Origin of the sequence: Spirabiliibacterium pneumoniae, from assembly GCF_014884995.1 — a bacterium.
In the GTDB taxonomy this organism is placed as follows: domain Bacteria; phylum Pseudomonadota; class Gammaproteobacteria; order Enterobacterales; family Pasteurellaceae; genus Spirabiliibacterium; species Spirabiliibacterium pneumoniae.
This window is the reverse complement of the sequence record NZ_JABMII010000013.1, coordinates 56,065-72,536: the sequence shown is the minus strand read 5'-3', so window position 1 is coordinate 72,536 and position 16,472 is coordinate 56,065. Positions and strand designations below refer to the sequence as shown.

The following is a 16,472-nucleotide window of genomic DNA, read 5'->3' as shown; positions in this document are numbered from 1 at the left end:
TGATATTTTGTTAAAGAACACACCACTCAATCTCAAGGATGTCGTGGAAGGGAGGCTTATAATACTCTAGAGAGAACTTATGTCAATCCTTTTTTTTAAAAAAATTCACTAAAATGTGTATTTGCTGATTTTTAGAACAAAAACGCCCTCATAAATGAGGGCGAATGCGCTAGTCTTGTGATTCAGTATCTGGAGGCAGACGCTTAAGTGCAACAATTAAGCCTCCCCAAATAATCACGAGAGAAACAACCATCATAATAATCGCCGATGTATTCATTGTTTACTCCTTATCTATTATTGTCGTTTGATCAACAGGGCCATCATGCAGTGCCACCTCAAGCCCTTTCGCTTGACGTCTTTCAATGATTTTGTAATCCAATTGACGATCTAAAATGGGCGGTGCAACAGGCGTGCCATCAATGTCGTGCTGATACAAGCCAGAACGTTTTGACCAATTCAAGCGCGAAAGCAAAAAGGCAACGATAATCAAGCCTACCGCCATCCCCCAACCGAAGATATTCACAAACCAACTTGGATATCCGCCATAACCTTCAGATAGACGTTTGACAATCTCGGTGATGAGAATGTACCCAAGAATAATCGGCGTGATACCCCCCACAAAAATTTGCCATTTACGGCCTAGTCTGAACGACGAAGTGGCATTTAAATGGTTACGCAAACTTGGCAATGCACATACGCCTGCAACCAAAAACATCACTGTAATCAGCGCCACTGCCACAATGCCAAAGTTATTCACAAAGGCATCAACTACATCAAGCAAGGCAAGACCTGTGGTTGTAGGGAACAGTAAGACAGAGATAATCATCATCGGTATACTGACCACAAGTGTGGCTTTCACACGCTGCATACCTAATTTATCTTGCACCGCGGCAATGATCACCTCAAGCAAGGAAATCAATGAGCTTAAACCTGCAAACACCAAAGATCCGAAAAACAGTACGCCGATAAACTCACCAAATGGCGCCTCAGAAATAATCGTAGGGAAAGCAATGAAGGCTAAGCCAATACCTGACGCAGCCACCTCTGAAACAGGTTTGCCTGCTGCGGTTGCCATGAAACCAAGGGCGGCGAATACCCCAATACCCGCCAGCAGTTCAAAACTACTGTTAGCAAAGCCAACCACCAAGCCTGAGCCTGTCAGGTCTTCTTTTTTCTTCAAATAAGAAGAGTAAGTGAGCATAATTCCAAAGCCGACCGACAAGGAGAAGAAAATTTGTCCATAGGCTGCCACCCACACACCAGCATCAGTGAGTTTACTCCAATCTGGTGTAAATAAGGTATTAAGGCCTTCTGTAGCACCTGGTAAGAACAAAGAGCGTACAACCAAAATTAAGAACATCACCAGCAAGATAGGCATAAAAATAGACGACGATTTTGCAATCCCTTTTTGCACCCCAAAGGCCAAAATCGTAATCACAATCACCCATACAGCCAGCAATGGCCAAGTGATTTGCGCAACGAAATCAAAACTCACACTTGGCTCTTTCGCCATTTGCAGATAATCACCAAAGAAGAAGGCCGATGGATCAGCGCCCCAACTGTTGTTGATAGAGAAATAGGTATATGAAATTGCCCAGCCGATAATTACTGCATAATAGACACTGATGATAAAGCAAATCAACACCTGCCACCAACCAATTGTTTCCATCCCGCTAAATAGACGGCGAAATGCAAGTGGTGGCGAGCCACGATATTTATGCCCAATAGCATATTCCAAAAAGAGCAACGGAATGCCCGCGGTTAACAATGCAACCACATACGGAAAAATAAAGGCACCACCGCCATTCTCATAAGCTACATAAGGAAATCGCCAAATGTTCCCCAACCCGACTGCCGAGCCGATCGCCGCAAAAATAAATGCGCGTCGCCCCGAAAATGTTTCACGTGAAGGTGGCGTTTGTGTTTTTGCCATACTTCAATCTCCCCAAAAATAGTAATCTCAATAAAATTTAACCTTATAAACTATATAGTATATTTTTATTGAAAAAAAGAATTTTTAGTTAAAAATCAGAGATTAAAAGTGCGGTTTAATTTTAAATACCAAAATAAAATATTAAAATAATACTCAAATTTAGACGTAATAACTAAACAATAAAGCTATTAATTATATTATCCTTTGCACTAATTAAAAATTGAAGTATAAAATTTGGCATTATTTTTTCGCTTCAGTCATTAACAGCGCTGAAATATCGGGCATCTGATCAAACCAAAGATGAAATGAATGTGCCGCCTGCCCCACCAACATACCGAAACCGTCAACACATACCGCCACACCGCACTTTTGCGCGAACACCAGAAAAGGCGTTGGCTCACCTTTGCTGTATTGCATATCATACGCCGCCGCGCAGTTTTGCATCACATTGGGGGCAATCGCCACGACTTTTCCTTGCAAACCTAACGACGTTGCGTTGATCACAAGCGCATATCGCTTGGCAGGGATAGCCTCCAATGCGCAAGCAACAATGGTGCCAAACGGCGAAAAGCGCTCAAGTAGTCGCTGAGCGGTACTCAAAGTGCGGTTCGCCAGCGTAATACTAGCGCCTGCCTGCAACAATGGCAATAACACCCCTTGTGCAGCGCCACCCGCACCGAGCATCAAAATCTCCTGCCCCTGATTGAGCAGCCCCAAGCGGTTAAGATCGCTGACCAACCCCGCACCGTCGGTATTATCCGCATAAATCTGCCCATCGGGTAATTTTTTTAACGTGTTGCTCGCCTGCGCCAGTTCACAACGCTGACTATGCTGATCGGCAAAGGCAAACGCGCGCGCTTTAAATGGCGCCGTGATATTACACCCCTGCCCACCGTGCTCAAAAAAGTAAGCCAACTGCTGCTCAAAATGCACTTCATCACCCAATTGACGCGTATAATCCAGCGTGATTCCACATTGCTTAGCGAACTGTTGCTGAATTTCAGGCGAACGACTCTGCGCAATCGGATTGCCCCATACGGCGTATTGATTTTTCATTTACCCCTGCCTAATAATCTGATTAATCACAATATCCCGAATCTCGGACGGATTTTGCTCTCCGCCAACCGCACTTTCATACACGGGAAAATCGTCGCCAAATTGCTGTTTCACCTCGCGCACGCTGCGACACGGTGTTTGCCCTGAGAGGTTCGCACTGGTGGAGGTGAGCGCCATTTGCGCGTGTTCACATAGCCACGCCACCGCAGGGTGAGCACACAGCCGCACGGCAATGGTGTTGAATTTGCCCGTCAAAAAGTGCGGTGTGTCGGTTCGCGCTGGCACCACCCATGTGGTTGGGCGCGCATAGTGTTGGGTTAATTTCGCCCAGTGTGACGGCTGCATTTGCTCCTCACAAATAAAAGGGCGCAAAAAGTCCAAGTGCGGTGCCACTAAAATCAAGCCTTTTTCAATCGGGCGCTGTTTCAATGCTAACAGTCGCATCACCGCACTTTCATTGTTGGGATCACAGCCCAAACCGAACACCGCTTCGGTGGGGTAAGCAATCACGGCTCCCTGTCGCAACTGAGTGATAATTTGTTCATTTTGCATGAGATTCTTCTTGTTCAAAAATATGGCCGCAGGCACGGTCAGCACACTGCAACTGTGTTTGACTGTGTGCAAAACTCAGCCCAAAACCGCACTTTGGGCACGGCGTGGTAAGCGGCTTGTGGGCAAGGCTGAAACGGCAGCGTGGGAAGTTGTCGCAGCCATAAAACACCTTGCCCGCCCGTCCACGGCGCGCGACGAGCTGCCCTGTTTTGCATTGTGGGCAGGCGGGCAGCGGCTCCTCTGGCACATCATTATTGTGCATAATCACATCACAATCAGGGTAATGGCTGCAACCGATAAACATACCGTATTGCCCTTGGCGCAACACCAATGGATGACCGCACTTTGGGCAGGGTGCGTCAAGCACTTTCAGCACGTTGCTTTTATGTTGTTGTAGCGGTTTGATGAAATCGCACTGCGGATAGTGGCTGCAACCTAAAAATAGCCCATATTTGCCCGTTTTAAGCTGCAATTCGCTACCGCACTTTGGGCAGTGCTCTCGCTCAGATTGTGCTGGGGTAAATAACGCCTTTGCCATAAATCGTCCACTGTTTTTGACTATATTAACCGCTCACACAAATTTGGCAAGTTAGACGCGACAATAACCGCCGTCTTGGCTCACCACTGCCCCTTCTAATTCAAGGTCGAGCAGTTGCGTAAGCACATCGTTCACCGAAAGACCACTGGCGTGCGCTAAATCATCAACGCAGATCGGCTGAAAGCCAATGTGTGCAAAAAGTGCGGGGTGGCTGACCGCACTTTCGACTTGCTTATCTTCATCTTGATTCACGGCTGGCTCATCACAAGTACAAGGGTGAAAGTGAATGTTCTCCAAAATATCGGTGTAATCTTCCACCAACATCGCCCCTTGCTTGATTAAGGCGTGCGTACCTCGGCTATATTGATTTTGCACCGCGCCAGGCAGCGCGAACACATCACGATTTTGCTCCAGCGCATAACGCGCGGTAATCAGCGAGCCACTTTTGATATCAGCTTCAATCACCAACGTGCCCAGCGAAAGCCCACTGATGATCCGATTACGCCGAGGAAAATTCTCCGCCACAGGTGCTTGATCGGGCAAAAATTCTGACACCAATGCGCCTTGTTCAATAATCTGCTGCGCCAATCTCGCGTTTCGTTTCGGGTAAATATGGTGTAACCCACACCCTAGCACCGCAATGGTTTCACCGCCGCACTCCAGCGCAGCACGATGACACACACCATCAATACCCAGCGCCATGCCGCTGGTGATCACCAGCCCCTGCATTGCCAATTTCTGCGCAAAATAAGCCCCCCAATAACGCCCATAATCAGAACACTCACGGCTGCCCACCATCGCCAGCTGCGGCTTAGCCAGCAAGCTCGCCTGCCCTTGCACAAACAATAACAGAGGCGCTGCGCTGATTTGTTTGAGCAAAAACGGATAATCATCATCAAAATAACTGATTATCCGCCGACCGCACTTTTGCGCCCATTCCAGCGCAGGTGCAATACTGCGTGGCAATGGCTTCTGCCAACGTTGAATCTGCGCCGCCGACCAGCCCAACGCACGCAAATCATCTGATGTTGCGTGCAACAAAAATGCCTCATCCACCCGCTTAAGCAAGCGCGTAACCTTCCCCACCCCAAACTGCGGCAACTGATTTAATCGCAATAGAAACTCAAGATCCATAACATCCTCTCCAAAAAAAGAAAATATTAATCAGATCTTGAGCTTAAATAAACTATTTATACTGTATTTTAGGTTAAGCTTCACACTTTTAATTTACTAAGAAAAGTGCAATTTCAGGAAACAAAATAAGCAAAGTAAGTAAAATTAGTTGAATACAAATAAAAGGTAAAACTGATTTAAAAATATCTGTTAATTCAATCCCCTCAGGAGCAACACTGTGGAGATAAAAAGCTGCGGGTCCAAATGGAGGAGACAGAAATGAAACCTGCATATTGACACAAAACAATACTCCAAACCAAATTGGATCAAAGCCTAAATTTTGAACAATAGGAACAAAAATTGGCATTGTCAGCATTGCAATACCTATCCAATCTAAAAATAATCCCAAGATAAAGAGGATAAGCATCATAATGAGAATAATTCCAACAGGAGGTAATCCTGATCCTACTAACAAAGATTCTACAAATCGATTGCCACCAACTAAATTATAAATGCCAACTAAAATATATGCTCCCACACCAATCCACATGATCATTCCACATGTTTGCATGGTTGTATATGATGCTTCCTTAACGATTTTAAAGCTCAGTTCGCGTCGATAAAGTGAAACAAGAATAACAGCAATCACACCAACGGCAGCAGCTTCTGTGACCGAGGCAATTCCACCATAAATACTACCCAATACAAGTAAGGCTATTGATGCTGGTAGTGCTATATCAATTCTTGCTTTTCTTCTTTCCTCTCTACTTATTTCTCTATTTCTTTCATCCTCTGGAATAGCTGGAAGCATATCTGGATTAAGTTTACCACGAATAACTATGTATAGAAGATACATTCCCGCTAACAAAAAGGCTGGAACAAAGCTTGCAGTAAAAAGATCACCAATAGAAACTGAGGCTACTAAGCCATAAATGATTAATACAATACTTGGAGGAACCATAGTTCCTAAAGCGCCTGAAGCAACAACTGTACCAATAGCTAAATTTTTGTTATAGCCTAATCGTAGCATTTGTGGCAATGCCAACAATCCCAATAAAACTGTCTCTCCGCCGATAATACCCGACATCGCTGCAAGAAAAACACCAATCAATACTGTTTGTAAAGCAACACCTGTACGAAATTTTCGTGTAGTTAGCCACATAGCATTATACAAATCTTTCGCAATTCCTGTTTTATCAAGTAAAGAAGCCATTAATACAAACATGGGAACAGCAAGCAAGGAATAACTGGTCATAAAACCATATACACGATTAACAATCATTGGCAATATCTCAGGAGAGAACCATCCCACTGCAAGCAATGTTGCGACTAATCCTGTCAAAAAAGCTAATGGAACACCTGTTACCAACAACAAACACATTATGATAAACATAATGGTTGTAACGGTTTCTATTCCTAAATTTGATAAACCAAACATAACTTTCCCCTAATTTTTATTTCTTCTCATTTTAAAAATAACTTGAATACAAAAAATCAAAAAAAGAATAAACAAAGAGGCTTTCAATAATCCTGGTATTGGTGGATTCCAAGCGGATCCGGAACGCTCAAGTGAAATTTCTCCTGAAGGTGAAAAAACTGCGCTTTTCGCAATAAAGAAACTCGCATATGCAAGGAGGATTAGATAAATTAGAGTAATTACATTACCAAAAAATTCTAATTTTCTTCTCATGGAGATTTTTACACGATCAAGGAGGATAGGAACACGAATATGTTTATCTCTACCAAATGAGAATAATCCAGCATAGATCATTAAAAATGCAGCTAGAGCAATGCTTGTTTCATGAACCCAGTCAGTCGGATTATTGAAAATATAACGAGATACGATTTCATAAAAAGATATAAATACTATTAACAAATATAGCCAAGATAAATAATGACCAATTCTTTCTATAATATAATCAATACATGTCATTTTATTTTTTTCGACACTCTCATTTTTCATACTTTATCCTCGTTTAAATGAAGCCTTTTGAAATATTTCAAAAGGCTTAAAATGTCTACTTAACCATACCTTTTTCTTTTAAATAGGACATTACCGTATCGTAATACTTTTGGGACATTGGAGATTTTTTTGCCCACTCAGGCCACATTTTAGTTGCAACTTCACGCACTTTTGCGACCTCTTCAGGCGCCCAAGCTATAATAGTAATATCCTCTTTTAGATTTTTAACAGCATCTTCATCAAGTTTTTGATGCATAGCTAAAAATCCTTCAGAATATTCTTTTCCTGCTTTATTTAGCACTTCTTTTAAGTTATCGGGAAGACCATCATAAATTTTTTTATTAAGTGTAACTTGATTTACTGGCATTGAATGCCAACCAGGATGAATTGGATATTTAGCGATGTCATTCATTCCATTTGCTTCATTACGTGCAAAAATAGAATAATCGGATGCATCAATAACCCCTTTTTCTAACGAGGTATAAACTTCTGAACCAGGTAAATTCACTGGAGATGCCCCCAAATTTTTAAATAAAACCTGAACCAATCCTTCAGGAGCCCTTACCTTAACACCATGTAATTCATTGATATTTCTAATAGGTTTTTTAGACACTAGTGATTCTACACCAACTGTACTTACTGCTAAAAGTTGCACGCCATATTTATTTAATAACTCATTGGCAACAGTAAATCCACCACCGTTATACATAAAATCTATAAGATCTTGAGGATTACTCCAAGCACCAATCAAATTACCGTATAGTGCAAAAGCAGGATCTTTACCTGAAAAATATGAAGGATCAGTGAAATCTCCTTGAATAATATTCATACCGATCGAATCAAGAGTTTGGTTATGCTCAACCACTGATCCAGCACCAAGAACATTAATATGAATTTTTCCGTTTGAGCTTTTTTCAACTTCCTTTGCCCAATTTTGCTGAAACTTAAATGCATCATCTCCTGGTTGATCTGAAGATTGGAAATTCCAATTATAATCAGCTGCAATTACACTCATAGAAAAAGTTAACAATGAAAGTGGAATAGCTAATTTCATACTGTATTTCATAATCAAATCCTTATTCATTAATAATTATTTACCATTCAGAAAAAGATCCATCTTTGTTTCTCCAAATCGGATTTCGCCAATGATTCGTTTTCCTATTCTGAGATTCAATAAATTCTTCATTAATATGAATACCCAAACCATTTCCTTTAATTATTTCACAATACCCTTGATCAAATTCAAAAACCTCCTTATTTATCATATAATCCAAAACATCACAGCCTTGATTATAGTGGATACCTATACTTTGCTCTTGAATAATCGCGTTTATAATACTCATATCGCAATGTAAAGAAGACGCCAAAGCTATTGGTCCCAAAGGACAGTGAGGGGCAACCGCTACATCATAGGCTTCTGCCATAGAGGCTATTTTTTTCAATTCTGTTATGCCTCCACAATGAGAGACGTCTGGCTGTATAATATCTACACCACCATAGATTAAAATACGTTTAAAATCCCAACGAGAATATAATCTTTCACCTGTTGCAATTGGAATTGCTCCATATTGTGCTATTTCTTTAATAGAATCAAAATGTTCAGATAAAACAGGCTCTTCAACAAACATTAATCTCATAGATGATAATTCTTTCATCAATATTTTAGCCATAGCTTTATGTACACGGCCATGAAAATCGACTGCAATACCAAAATCTGGATCTGTCGCATCTCTGACCGCTTGTACCCGCTCTAGCAATGCATCTACTTTTGAATAATCATCAATAAAGTTTAATTCTTCTGTTGCATTCATTTTGATCGCATCAAAGCCTAGATTTTTTCTATCTCTCGCCATTTTTGCAACATCGCTAGGCCTATCTCCACCAATCCAAGAGTACATTCTCATTCTATCTCGACATTTACCTCCCAATAGTTGATACACGGGAGCACCAAAATATTTTCCTTTAATATCCCATAGAGCTTGATCTATACCCGCTAAGGCACTCATCATGATTGGACCTCCGCGATAAAAAGAAGAGCGATAAAGTACATTCCAATGATCTTCTATATCAAGAGGATTTTTTCCAATTAGATATTCCATTAACTCTTTAACACAAGCATGTACCGTATAAGTTCTACCCTCTAGACAAGGCTCTCCCCAACCAATAATTCCTTCATCTGTAATTATTTTTACAAATCCCCACCTAGGTGCAACATTAAAAGTTTTAAAATCAACTATTCTCATATAAAACTCCATAATAAATCTTGTATGACAAGAATATATTAAATAAATATATTTTTTCTGTGACAAAAATCACATTAAAAATAATTAACACAGAAAAATAATTTTCAGAACACCTTAGAATAAATTATAATTAGGATATTATTTCTTTTAAAATAAATAGTTATGTTGAAATCTGACTTCATTATAAAAAAAATTCTTGATCGAATTATCTCTGGCCAATACCTTATGGACGAGCTACTTCCAAGTGAACATGACTTATGCACTGATTTTGGTGTATCAAGAACATCTGTTCGTTCTGCTTTACAAGCATTGGCTAACAAAAATGTCATTACTATCCAACCCAAAAAAGCTAGCTCTATAAATCCAATTGAAGAATGGGATTGGTTAGATAGTGATATTTTGGCTTTATTCATTCGAACCCCAAAAAGTCAGTTTTTTGTTGAGAAATTACTTGTCACTCGCTTGACTTTTGAACCTAACATCTGTGTCCAAGCGGCAATAAATCGGGACGATAAAGATTTGTACAGTATTGAGTTAGGTCTGAAAATGATGAAAAGATCTTTGGACACGAGTAATCGAGACTTATTTTTACAAGGAGATCATCTTTTCCATAACAACATTATTAAAGCAAGTAAAAATCCTTTTCTGACCTCTTTAAATAATATGTTGACAACATCTATGCAGATAACGTTTGATCAAACACTAGAAGCTAATATTCAGCAAGCGCTCCCAGCCATTCAGCGTCACGAAGCACTTTTTTTGGCAATCAAAAACAAAAATTGTTGTGAAGCAAAAACTACATCAAAGAAGCTTATACTCAATGCTATCGAAAAAAGCATTAAAGATCAGAATATTACTAATCTTGCAAATTATCTATAAGGTTCTTTATTCATAAATAAAAAAACATTACAATAAACAGTTAAACCCTTTTTTATGTTGAGAATTATGAGTATTTTACCTATTTTAAAATATCCTGATGCGCGTTTGCGTACGAAGGCGGAGCTGGTGGCGCAGGTAGATGATGAGATTCGTGCGTTGGTGGAGAATATGTTTGAAACCATGTATGACGATCAAGGCATTGGGCTGGCGGCAAGCCAGGTGGACGTGCATAAGCGTGTGATTGTGATTGATATTGAAGGCGATAAGCAAAATCAGTTAGTGTTAATTAACCCTAAGATCATTGCATCCAGTGGTGAAACGGGGATTGAAGAAGGCTGCCTTTCTGTGCCAACCTGCCGAGGCTTTGTTCCACGCAAAGAAAAAGTGACTGTGAAAGCGCTCGATCGCGATGGTAATGAATTTACCCTTGAGGCGGACGATTTGCTGGCCATTTGTATCCAACACGAAATCGATCACTTAAATGGTGTGTTGTTTGTGGATTACTTATCACCATTAAAACGCCAACGCATTAAGCAAAAAATGGAAAAACTCAACCGTCTGGCGAGCCGTGGATGATGACTGACAACACCCCGTTAAAAATTATTTTTGCTGGCACGCCAGAATTTGCCGCCGAGCATTTGCGCGCCCTGATTGACAGCTGCCATGACGTAGTGGCGGTGTACACTCAGCCTGACAAGCCAGCTGGCAGAGGGAAACAGTTAACCCAAAGTGCGGTCAAGCAGCTGGCGCTGGCGCATAATTTGCCCGTGTTGCAGCCCAAAAGCCTGCGCAATGAAGCCGCTCAACGTGAATTAGCGCAGCTCAACGCGGATGTGATGGTGGTGGTGGCCTATGGCTTACTGCTGCCGCAAGCGGTGTTGGACGCACCGCACTTTGGCTGTTTAAATGTGCATGGCTCGCTGCTGCCGAAATGGCGTGGCGCGGCGCCGATTCAGCGTGCGGTGTGGGCGGGCGATGAAGAAAGCGGCGTGACCATTATGCAAATGGACGCAGGGTTGGATACTGGCGCAATGCTGCACAAAGTGTGCTGCCCGATTGATGCAAAAGAAACGGCGGCAAGCCTTTATGAAAAACTGGCTGGCATTGCACCAAGTGCGCTGTTAACGGTGCTCGATGGGCTGCGCGAGGGCGCCTTCCCGCCAGTGGCGCAAGATGAAGAGCACAGCACCTACGCGAAAAAATTAAGCAAAGAAGAAGCGAAACTGGATTGGGCGCAAAGTGCGGTTAGCCTTGAGCGCTGCATTCGTGCCTTCAACCCATGGCCGATCAGCTACTTCCCGCATGAGGTGCAAGGCAAGGTACATAATATCAAGGTTTATCAGGCGGATGTGTTGCCAAAAACGCAAAGTGCGGTAGCAGGCACGGTATTGGCGTTTGATAAACGCGGCTTGCAGGTGGCTTGTGGGGAAGGGGTATTAAATATCACCATGCTTCAGCCACCAGGCAAAAAACCGATGTCGGTGGCAGATTTTGCCAATGGGCGGGCAGATTGGTTTCACCTAGGGCAGGTGCTGGCATGAGGCAAACCGCACTTTCGAGTCGCGCGGCGGCTGCGGAGATTATTTCGCTTGTACTTTATCACGGGCAGTCGCTTGCCACGCTGTTGCCTGAATACCAAGGGCAGATCAAAGCACAAGATATGCCATTATTGCAGGAATTATGTTTTGGCATTTGTCGTGTGTTACCGCGCCTTGAAAGCATCACAAAAATACTGCTCAACAAGCCATTGAAAGGCAAAACACGCATTGTGCATTGCCTGTTGTTGGTGGGGCTTTATCAAATTCTTTACACCCGCATTCCGCCTCATGCTGCGGTGGATGAGGTGGTCAACGCCACCAAAATGGTGAAAATGCCAAGCTTTCGTGCCTTGGTTAATGGTGTGTTGCGCCGCTTTTTGCGTGAACAAGCGGCAATTTTGGCGATCGTTGATCAACGCTGGCAAACACTTCACCCTGAATGGCTAGTCAATAGGCTAAAACAAGACTACCCAAATCAATGGCGTGACATTATTGATGCCAACAACACGAAACCGCCGATGTGGCTGCGGGTCAATCCGCATAAAGCGAGTGTGCAAAGTTATCTCACTACCCTTGCGCAACACAACATTCCCGCTCAGTGTGGCGAGCCTGACGGCGCCATTCGCCTTGCACATCCTTGCGCAGTGGACAGGCTACCGCACTTTGCCGATGGTGTTGTTTCAGTGCAAGACTGCCACGCCCAATGGGCGGCGCTGCTGCTTGGCGCACAAGACAATGAACATATTTTAGACGCCTGTGCTGCACCTGGTGGCAAAACAACCCATATTCTTGCGCTCGCCCCCCATGCAAACGTCACCGCGCTGGACATTGAGCCAAACCGCCTCACCCGTGTAAAAGAAAATCTCGCGCGCATGGGGCAAACGGCTAACGTGATTTGTGGCGATGCAACCAAACCTGCGCAGTGGCTTGACAATGATATGTATTTTGATCGCATTTTACTCGACGCACCATGCTCCGCCACAGGGGTGATTCGTCGCCACCCAGATATTAAATGGCTTCGCCAAGCTCAAGATATTCCAGCCCTAGTCGAACTGCAATTAGCGATTTTGACCGCACTTTGGGATAAACTCAAAGTCGGCGGAACGCTACTTTACGCCACCTGTTCTCTGTTGAAAGCTGAAAATTCACAACAGATCGCTGCCTTTTTGCAACGCACACCTGATGCCAAACTCACGCGCGTATTTGATGAAAATGAAAGTGCGGTTGGTTGGCAATTTTTGCCAGAAATCAACGGTGGGGATGGCTTTTATTATGCGAAATTAATCAAAACGATGATATAAGGAATTTAATGAAAATCATCATTCTCGGTGCGGGTCAAGTTGGCGGCACATTGGCAGAAAATTTAGTCAGTGAAGATAATGACATTACGGTGATCGACCACGATCAACAGCGGCTTAATAGTCTGCTGGATAAGTACGATTTGCGAGTTGTGTTCGGCAATGCGGCCTCGCCGCGCGTGTTAAGAGAAGCAGGCGCGGCGGATGCAGATATGCTCGTGGCGGTGACGAGCAGCGATGAAACCAATATGATCGCCTGCCAAATGGCTTATACCTTGTTTGGCACGCCAACCAAGATTGCCCGCATTCGTAACAACGATTATTTACGTGAAAAAGAACGGCTATTCCAAACCGATGTTATTCCAATTGATCATATCATCGCACCTGAAAAACTCGTAATTGAGGACATTGTCAATTTAATCGACTACCCTGGCGCGCTGCAAATTGCGCACTTCGCCGATAAACGCATCAGCCTTGCGGTGGTCAAAGCCTACTATGGTGGGCCATTGGTCGGTTATGCCATTTCTGCATTGAAAGAACATTTGCCACACATCGAGGCGCGTATTGTGGGAATCACGCGCCAAGATCGCTATATCCGTCCACAGGTCTCTACGATTATTGAGGCGGGCGATGAGGTAGTATTTATCTGTGCCACCCCCCATATCCGTGCAGTAATGAGTGAGTTGCAACGCCTTGAGCGACCTTATAAACGTGTGATGATCGTCGGTGGCGGCAATGTTGGCGCGGGCTTGGCGAAATTATTAGAAGATAAATGTCGCGTGAAATTAATTGAACGCAATCCACAACGTGGTGAAATTCTGGCAGAAAAATTGCCAAAAACGCTGATATTCACGGGTGATGCATCGGATCAGACTTTACTGTTTGAAGAGCACATCGATAATATTGATGTCTTTTTTGCACTCACCAGCGATGATGAGGCAAATATTATGTCGGCCTTACTCGCTAAGCGCCTTGGTGCTGCTAAAGCGATGGTACTGATTCAGCGTATTGCCTATTTGGATTTAATTCAAGGTGGCACCATTGATATTGGTATTTCACCCCAGCAATCGACCATTTCAGCGCTGCTAACCTATGTGCGTAAAGGTGATATTAAAAATGTGGCGCTGTTGCGCCGTGGCAATGCTGAAGCGGTGGAAGTGATCGCCCACGGTGATAAAACAACCTCTCATGTGGTCGGGCGTAAGCTCGTTGACATCAAGCTACCATCTACCTGCATTTTAGGGGCAATTTTACGCAACAACGAAGTAATCATCGCCAAAGATAATACCATCATTGAAGATGGCGACCACGTAGTACTCTTTTTAAATGATAAAAAACAAATTCCTGATGTAGAAAAACTCTTTCAGCCAACCCCATTTTTTATTTGATTATGTTTAACTCAACCTTTTTGCTTTATACTTTAGGCTCAGTACTCAACAAAATTGCGCTACTCCTGTTGTTGCCATTGGCAACCGCACTTTTAACCAATGGCGCAGGCTTGAGTGAATTTGCACAAGCCTTTATTTTAATTTTCAGTGTTGGCTTTTTGTTCACTTTGAAAAAGCCTGAACGAATGCAGCTACGCGTGCGCGATATGTTGCTCTTAACGGTGCTGATTTGGTTTACGATCAGTCTATTTGGTGCGCTACCCTTTATTTTTATCAAACATATTTCGCTTAGCGATGCCTATTTTGAAACGATGTCGGGCTTAACTACCACAGGCTCTAGTGTGCTATCAAATTTAAGCGAAATTGCACCGAGTTTATTGATGTGGCGCGCGATGTTGCAATGGATTGGCGGTCTTGGAGTGATCGTCATGGCAGTGGCCATTTTGCCGTTTTTAAATGCAGGCGGCATGACGCTGTTTCGCGCCGAATCCTCTGATTGGTCAGAAAAAAGCATGCCACACACCAAAGACATTGCTAAAAATATTGTGCAGTTCTATCTCATCCTAACCGCACTTTGCATTGTCGCCTATATGCTAACAGGCATGAATTTATATGATGCGATCAACCATACCTTCACCACTATTTCAACAGGTGGATTTTCCTCACGCGATGGCGGTATGAGTGAGTTTTCAGCCACCACTCAGTGGGTATGCACGGTATTTATGTTTTTAGGCTCTGTCCCCTTTTTACTTTACGTTCAAGCGGCACATAAAAAACGCTTATCCGTATTACTGCGCGATCAACAAGTACGCGGCTTTTTCGCTTTTGTTATGGTAGTTGGCCTAGCAATGGCGGCGGTGCTTTATTTCAACCACACCTATAATTTGCACGACAGCATTCGCATCAGTTTATTCACCTTGGTCAATATTATGTCCACCACGGGTTACACATTAGTCGATTTCGATACTTGGACAAGCACCACCACGCTGGTGTTCGCCTTTGCGTTTTTGCTTGGCGGCTGCTCAGGCTCCACCGCAGGCGGCATCAAAATTTTCCGCTTTCAAATTATCTTCACGTTGCTTAAACGCGAAATCAAAAAATTGATCCACCCTAACAGCATTCATCCGATCCAATTTAATCGCAAAAAAGTTTCAGATGACACCCTCTTAGGCATTATCGTTTTTATTTTCTGCTTTTGTGGATCTATTGTCGTTTTGTCCATTTTGCTCTCTCTGACAGGGATGGCGCCACTTGATGCCCTCAGCAGCGCTATGACATCACTTGGTAATGTTGGGCCTGGATTAGGGCCTAATGTGGGGCCTAGCGGTAACTTTGCCGATGTGTCAGATATTAGCAAATGGCTGATGTCGTTTGGCATGCTGCTCGGGCGACTCGAAATCATGACACTGCTAGTGTTATTATTCCCAAGTTATTGGCGAAAATAATGTAAAGAATTAACAACATATAAAATAGTGCTTTACATTTTTTTAATAGTGACTATAATACCGCCAATCTTTTTTATAGATTATTTTTTAACCATTAAGGACAAATTATGAGTATGATGAAAGAATTCCGCGAGTTTGCCATGCGCGGTAACGTTGTGGATATGGCTGTCGGTGTTGTAATCGGCGGTGCGTTTGGCAAAATTGTAAGCTCATTTGTGGGCGATATTATTATGCCAGTGTTGGGCATGTTCACTGGTGGTGTGGATTTCAAAAACCTGCACATCGTGTTAAAAGAAGCAGTGGGCGAAACCCCAGCTGTAACCTTAAACTACGGCACCTTCATTCAAACTGTGTTTGATTTCGTGATCATTGCATTTGCGATCTTCATGGTGATCAAAGGCATCAACAAAATGAAAAAAGAGCAACCAAAAGAAGAGCCAGCCCCAGCCGCCCCTTCTGCGGAAGAAACCTTGCTCACCGAGATTCGTGACTTGTTGAAAACGAAACAATAATCAATCCTGTAATA

At 43.0% G+C, this 16,472-nt stretch carries 16 protein-coding genes and 1 pseudogene; 7 read left to right on the top strand and 10 right to left on the bottom strand.

The window, feature by feature from the left end; all coding sequences use genetic code 11:
• Window positions 1-169 precede the first annotated feature (169 nt).
• The 10 genes and pseudogenes from HPC38_RS09050 to dgoD all read right to left on the bottom strand — a co-directional run bounded on the left by HPC38_RS09050 (window position 170) and on the right by dgoD (window position 9,398).
• Window positions 170-277, bottom strand: a complete 108-nt coding sequence (locus HPC38_RS09050; protein WP_208120971.1) for a methionine/alanine import family NSS transporter small subunit — start codon at window positions 275-277, stop codon at window positions 170-172.
• 174 nt (window positions 278-451) lie between these two features.
• A pseudogene (locus HPC38_RS09045) lies at window positions 452-1,933 on the bottom strand (sodium-dependent transporter); the annotation flags it as partial.
• Between the two features lie 240 nt (window positions 1,934-2,173).
• Complete coding sequence (gene aroE, locus HPC38_RS09040) at window positions 2,174-2,989, bottom strand: shikimate dehydrogenase (RefSeq protein WP_208120969.1); 816 nt, start codon at window positions 2,987-2,989, stop codon at window positions 2,174-2,176.
• The gene (locus tag HPC38_RS09035) at window positions 2,990-3,541 is read right to left on the bottom strand and encodes a Sua5/YciO/YrdC/YwlC family protein (RefSeq protein ID WP_208120968.1); all 552 of its coding nucleotides are present in this window, start codon (window positions 3,539-3,541) and stop codon (window positions 2,990-2,992) included.
• Window positions 3,531-4,079: a DNA topoisomerase family protein gene (locus HPC38_RS09030; RefSeq protein WP_208120967.1), complete on the bottom strand. Its 549-nt coding sequence runs from the start codon at window positions 4,077-4,079 to the stop codon at window positions 3,531-3,533. The genes HPC38_RS09035 and HPC38_RS09030 overlap by 11 nt, the downstream gene beginning before the upstream one ends.
• 51 nt (window positions 4,080-4,130) lie before the next feature.
• Complete coding sequence (gene dprA, locus HPC38_RS09025) at window positions 4,131-5,213, bottom strand: DNA-processing protein DprA (protein WP_208120966.1); 1,083 nt, start codon at window positions 5,211-5,213, stop codon at window positions 4,131-4,133.
• 88 nt (window positions 5,214-5,301) lie between these two features.
• Window positions 5,302-6,630, bottom strand: a complete 1,329-nt coding sequence (locus tag HPC38_RS09020) for a TRAP transporter large permease (protein ID WP_208120965.1) — start codon at window positions 6,628-6,630, stop codon at window positions 5,302-5,304.
• A 9-nt stretch (window positions 6,631-6,639) separates the two neighbouring features.
• On the bottom strand, window positions 6,640-7,155 hold the full coding sequence (locus HPC38_RS09015; RefSeq protein ID WP_208120964.1) for a TRAP transporter small permease subunit: 516 nt from the start codon (window positions 7,153-7,155) through the stop codon (window positions 6,640-6,642).
• A gap of 55 nt (window positions 7,156-7,210) precedes the next feature.
• Window positions 7,211-8,221: a TRAP transporter substrate-binding protein gene (locus tag HPC38_RS09010; protein WP_208120963.1), complete on the bottom strand. Its 1,011-nt coding sequence runs from the start codon at window positions 8,219-8,221 to the stop codon at window positions 7,211-7,213.
• 28 nt (window positions 8,222-8,249) lie between these two features.
• Entirely contained in the window at window positions 8,250-9,398 is a 1,149-nt protein-coding gene (gene dgoD, locus HPC38_RS09005; protein ID WP_208120962.1) for a galactonate dehydratase, read from the bottom strand.
• A gap of 162 nt (window positions 9,399-9,560) precedes the next feature.
• Between dgoD and HPC38_RS09000 the strand changes: the two genes are divergently transcribed.
• The 7 genes from HPC38_RS09000 (at window position 9,561) to mscL (ending at window position 16,458) form a co-directional block, all read left to right on the top strand.
• Entirely contained in the window at window positions 9,561-10,277 is a 717-nt protein-coding gene (locus HPC38_RS09000) for a FadR/GntR family transcriptional regulator (protein WP_208120961.1), read from the top strand.
• Between the two features lie 66 nt (window positions 10,278-10,343).
• Window positions 10,344-10,853, top strand: a complete 510-nt coding sequence (def, locus tag HPC38_RS08995; protein ID WP_208120960.1) for a peptide deformylase — start codon at window positions 10,344-10,346, stop codon at window positions 10,851-10,853.
• Window positions 10,853-11,818, top strand: a complete 966-nt coding sequence (gene fmt / locus HPC38_RS08990) for a methionyl-tRNA formyltransferase (RefSeq protein ID WP_208120972.1) — start codon at window positions 10,853-10,855, stop codon at window positions 11,816-11,818. The genes def and fmt overlap by 1 nt, the downstream gene beginning before the upstream one ends.
• A complete protein-coding gene (gene rsmB / locus HPC38_RS08985) occupies window positions 11,815-13,116 on the top strand; it encodes a 16S rRNA (cytosine(967)-C(5))-methyltransferase RsmB (RefSeq protein ID WP_208120959.1) in 1,302 nt (433 codons plus the stop codon). The genes fmt and rsmB overlap by 4 nt, the downstream gene beginning before the upstream one ends.
• 8 nt (window positions 13,117-13,124) lie before the next feature.
• Window positions 13,125-14,501: a Trk system potassium transporter TrkA gene (gene trkA / locus HPC38_RS08980; RefSeq protein WP_208120958.1), complete on the top strand. Its 1,377-nt coding sequence runs from the start codon at window positions 13,125-13,127 to the stop codon at window positions 14,499-14,501.
• Window positions 14,502-14,503: 2 nt separating this feature from the next.
• Complete coding sequence (locus HPC38_RS08975) at window positions 14,504-15,946, top strand: TrkH family potassium uptake protein (protein ID WP_208120957.1); 1,443 nt, start codon at window positions 14,504-14,506, stop codon at window positions 15,944-15,946.
• Between the two features lie 107 nt (window positions 15,947-16,053).
• On the top strand, window positions 16,054-16,458 hold the full coding sequence (gene mscL, locus HPC38_RS08970; RefSeq protein WP_208120956.1) for a large-conductance mechanosensitive channel protein MscL: 405 nt from the start codon (window positions 16,054-16,056) through the stop codon (window positions 16,456-16,458).
• Window positions 16,459-16,472: the final 14 nt, after the last annotated feature.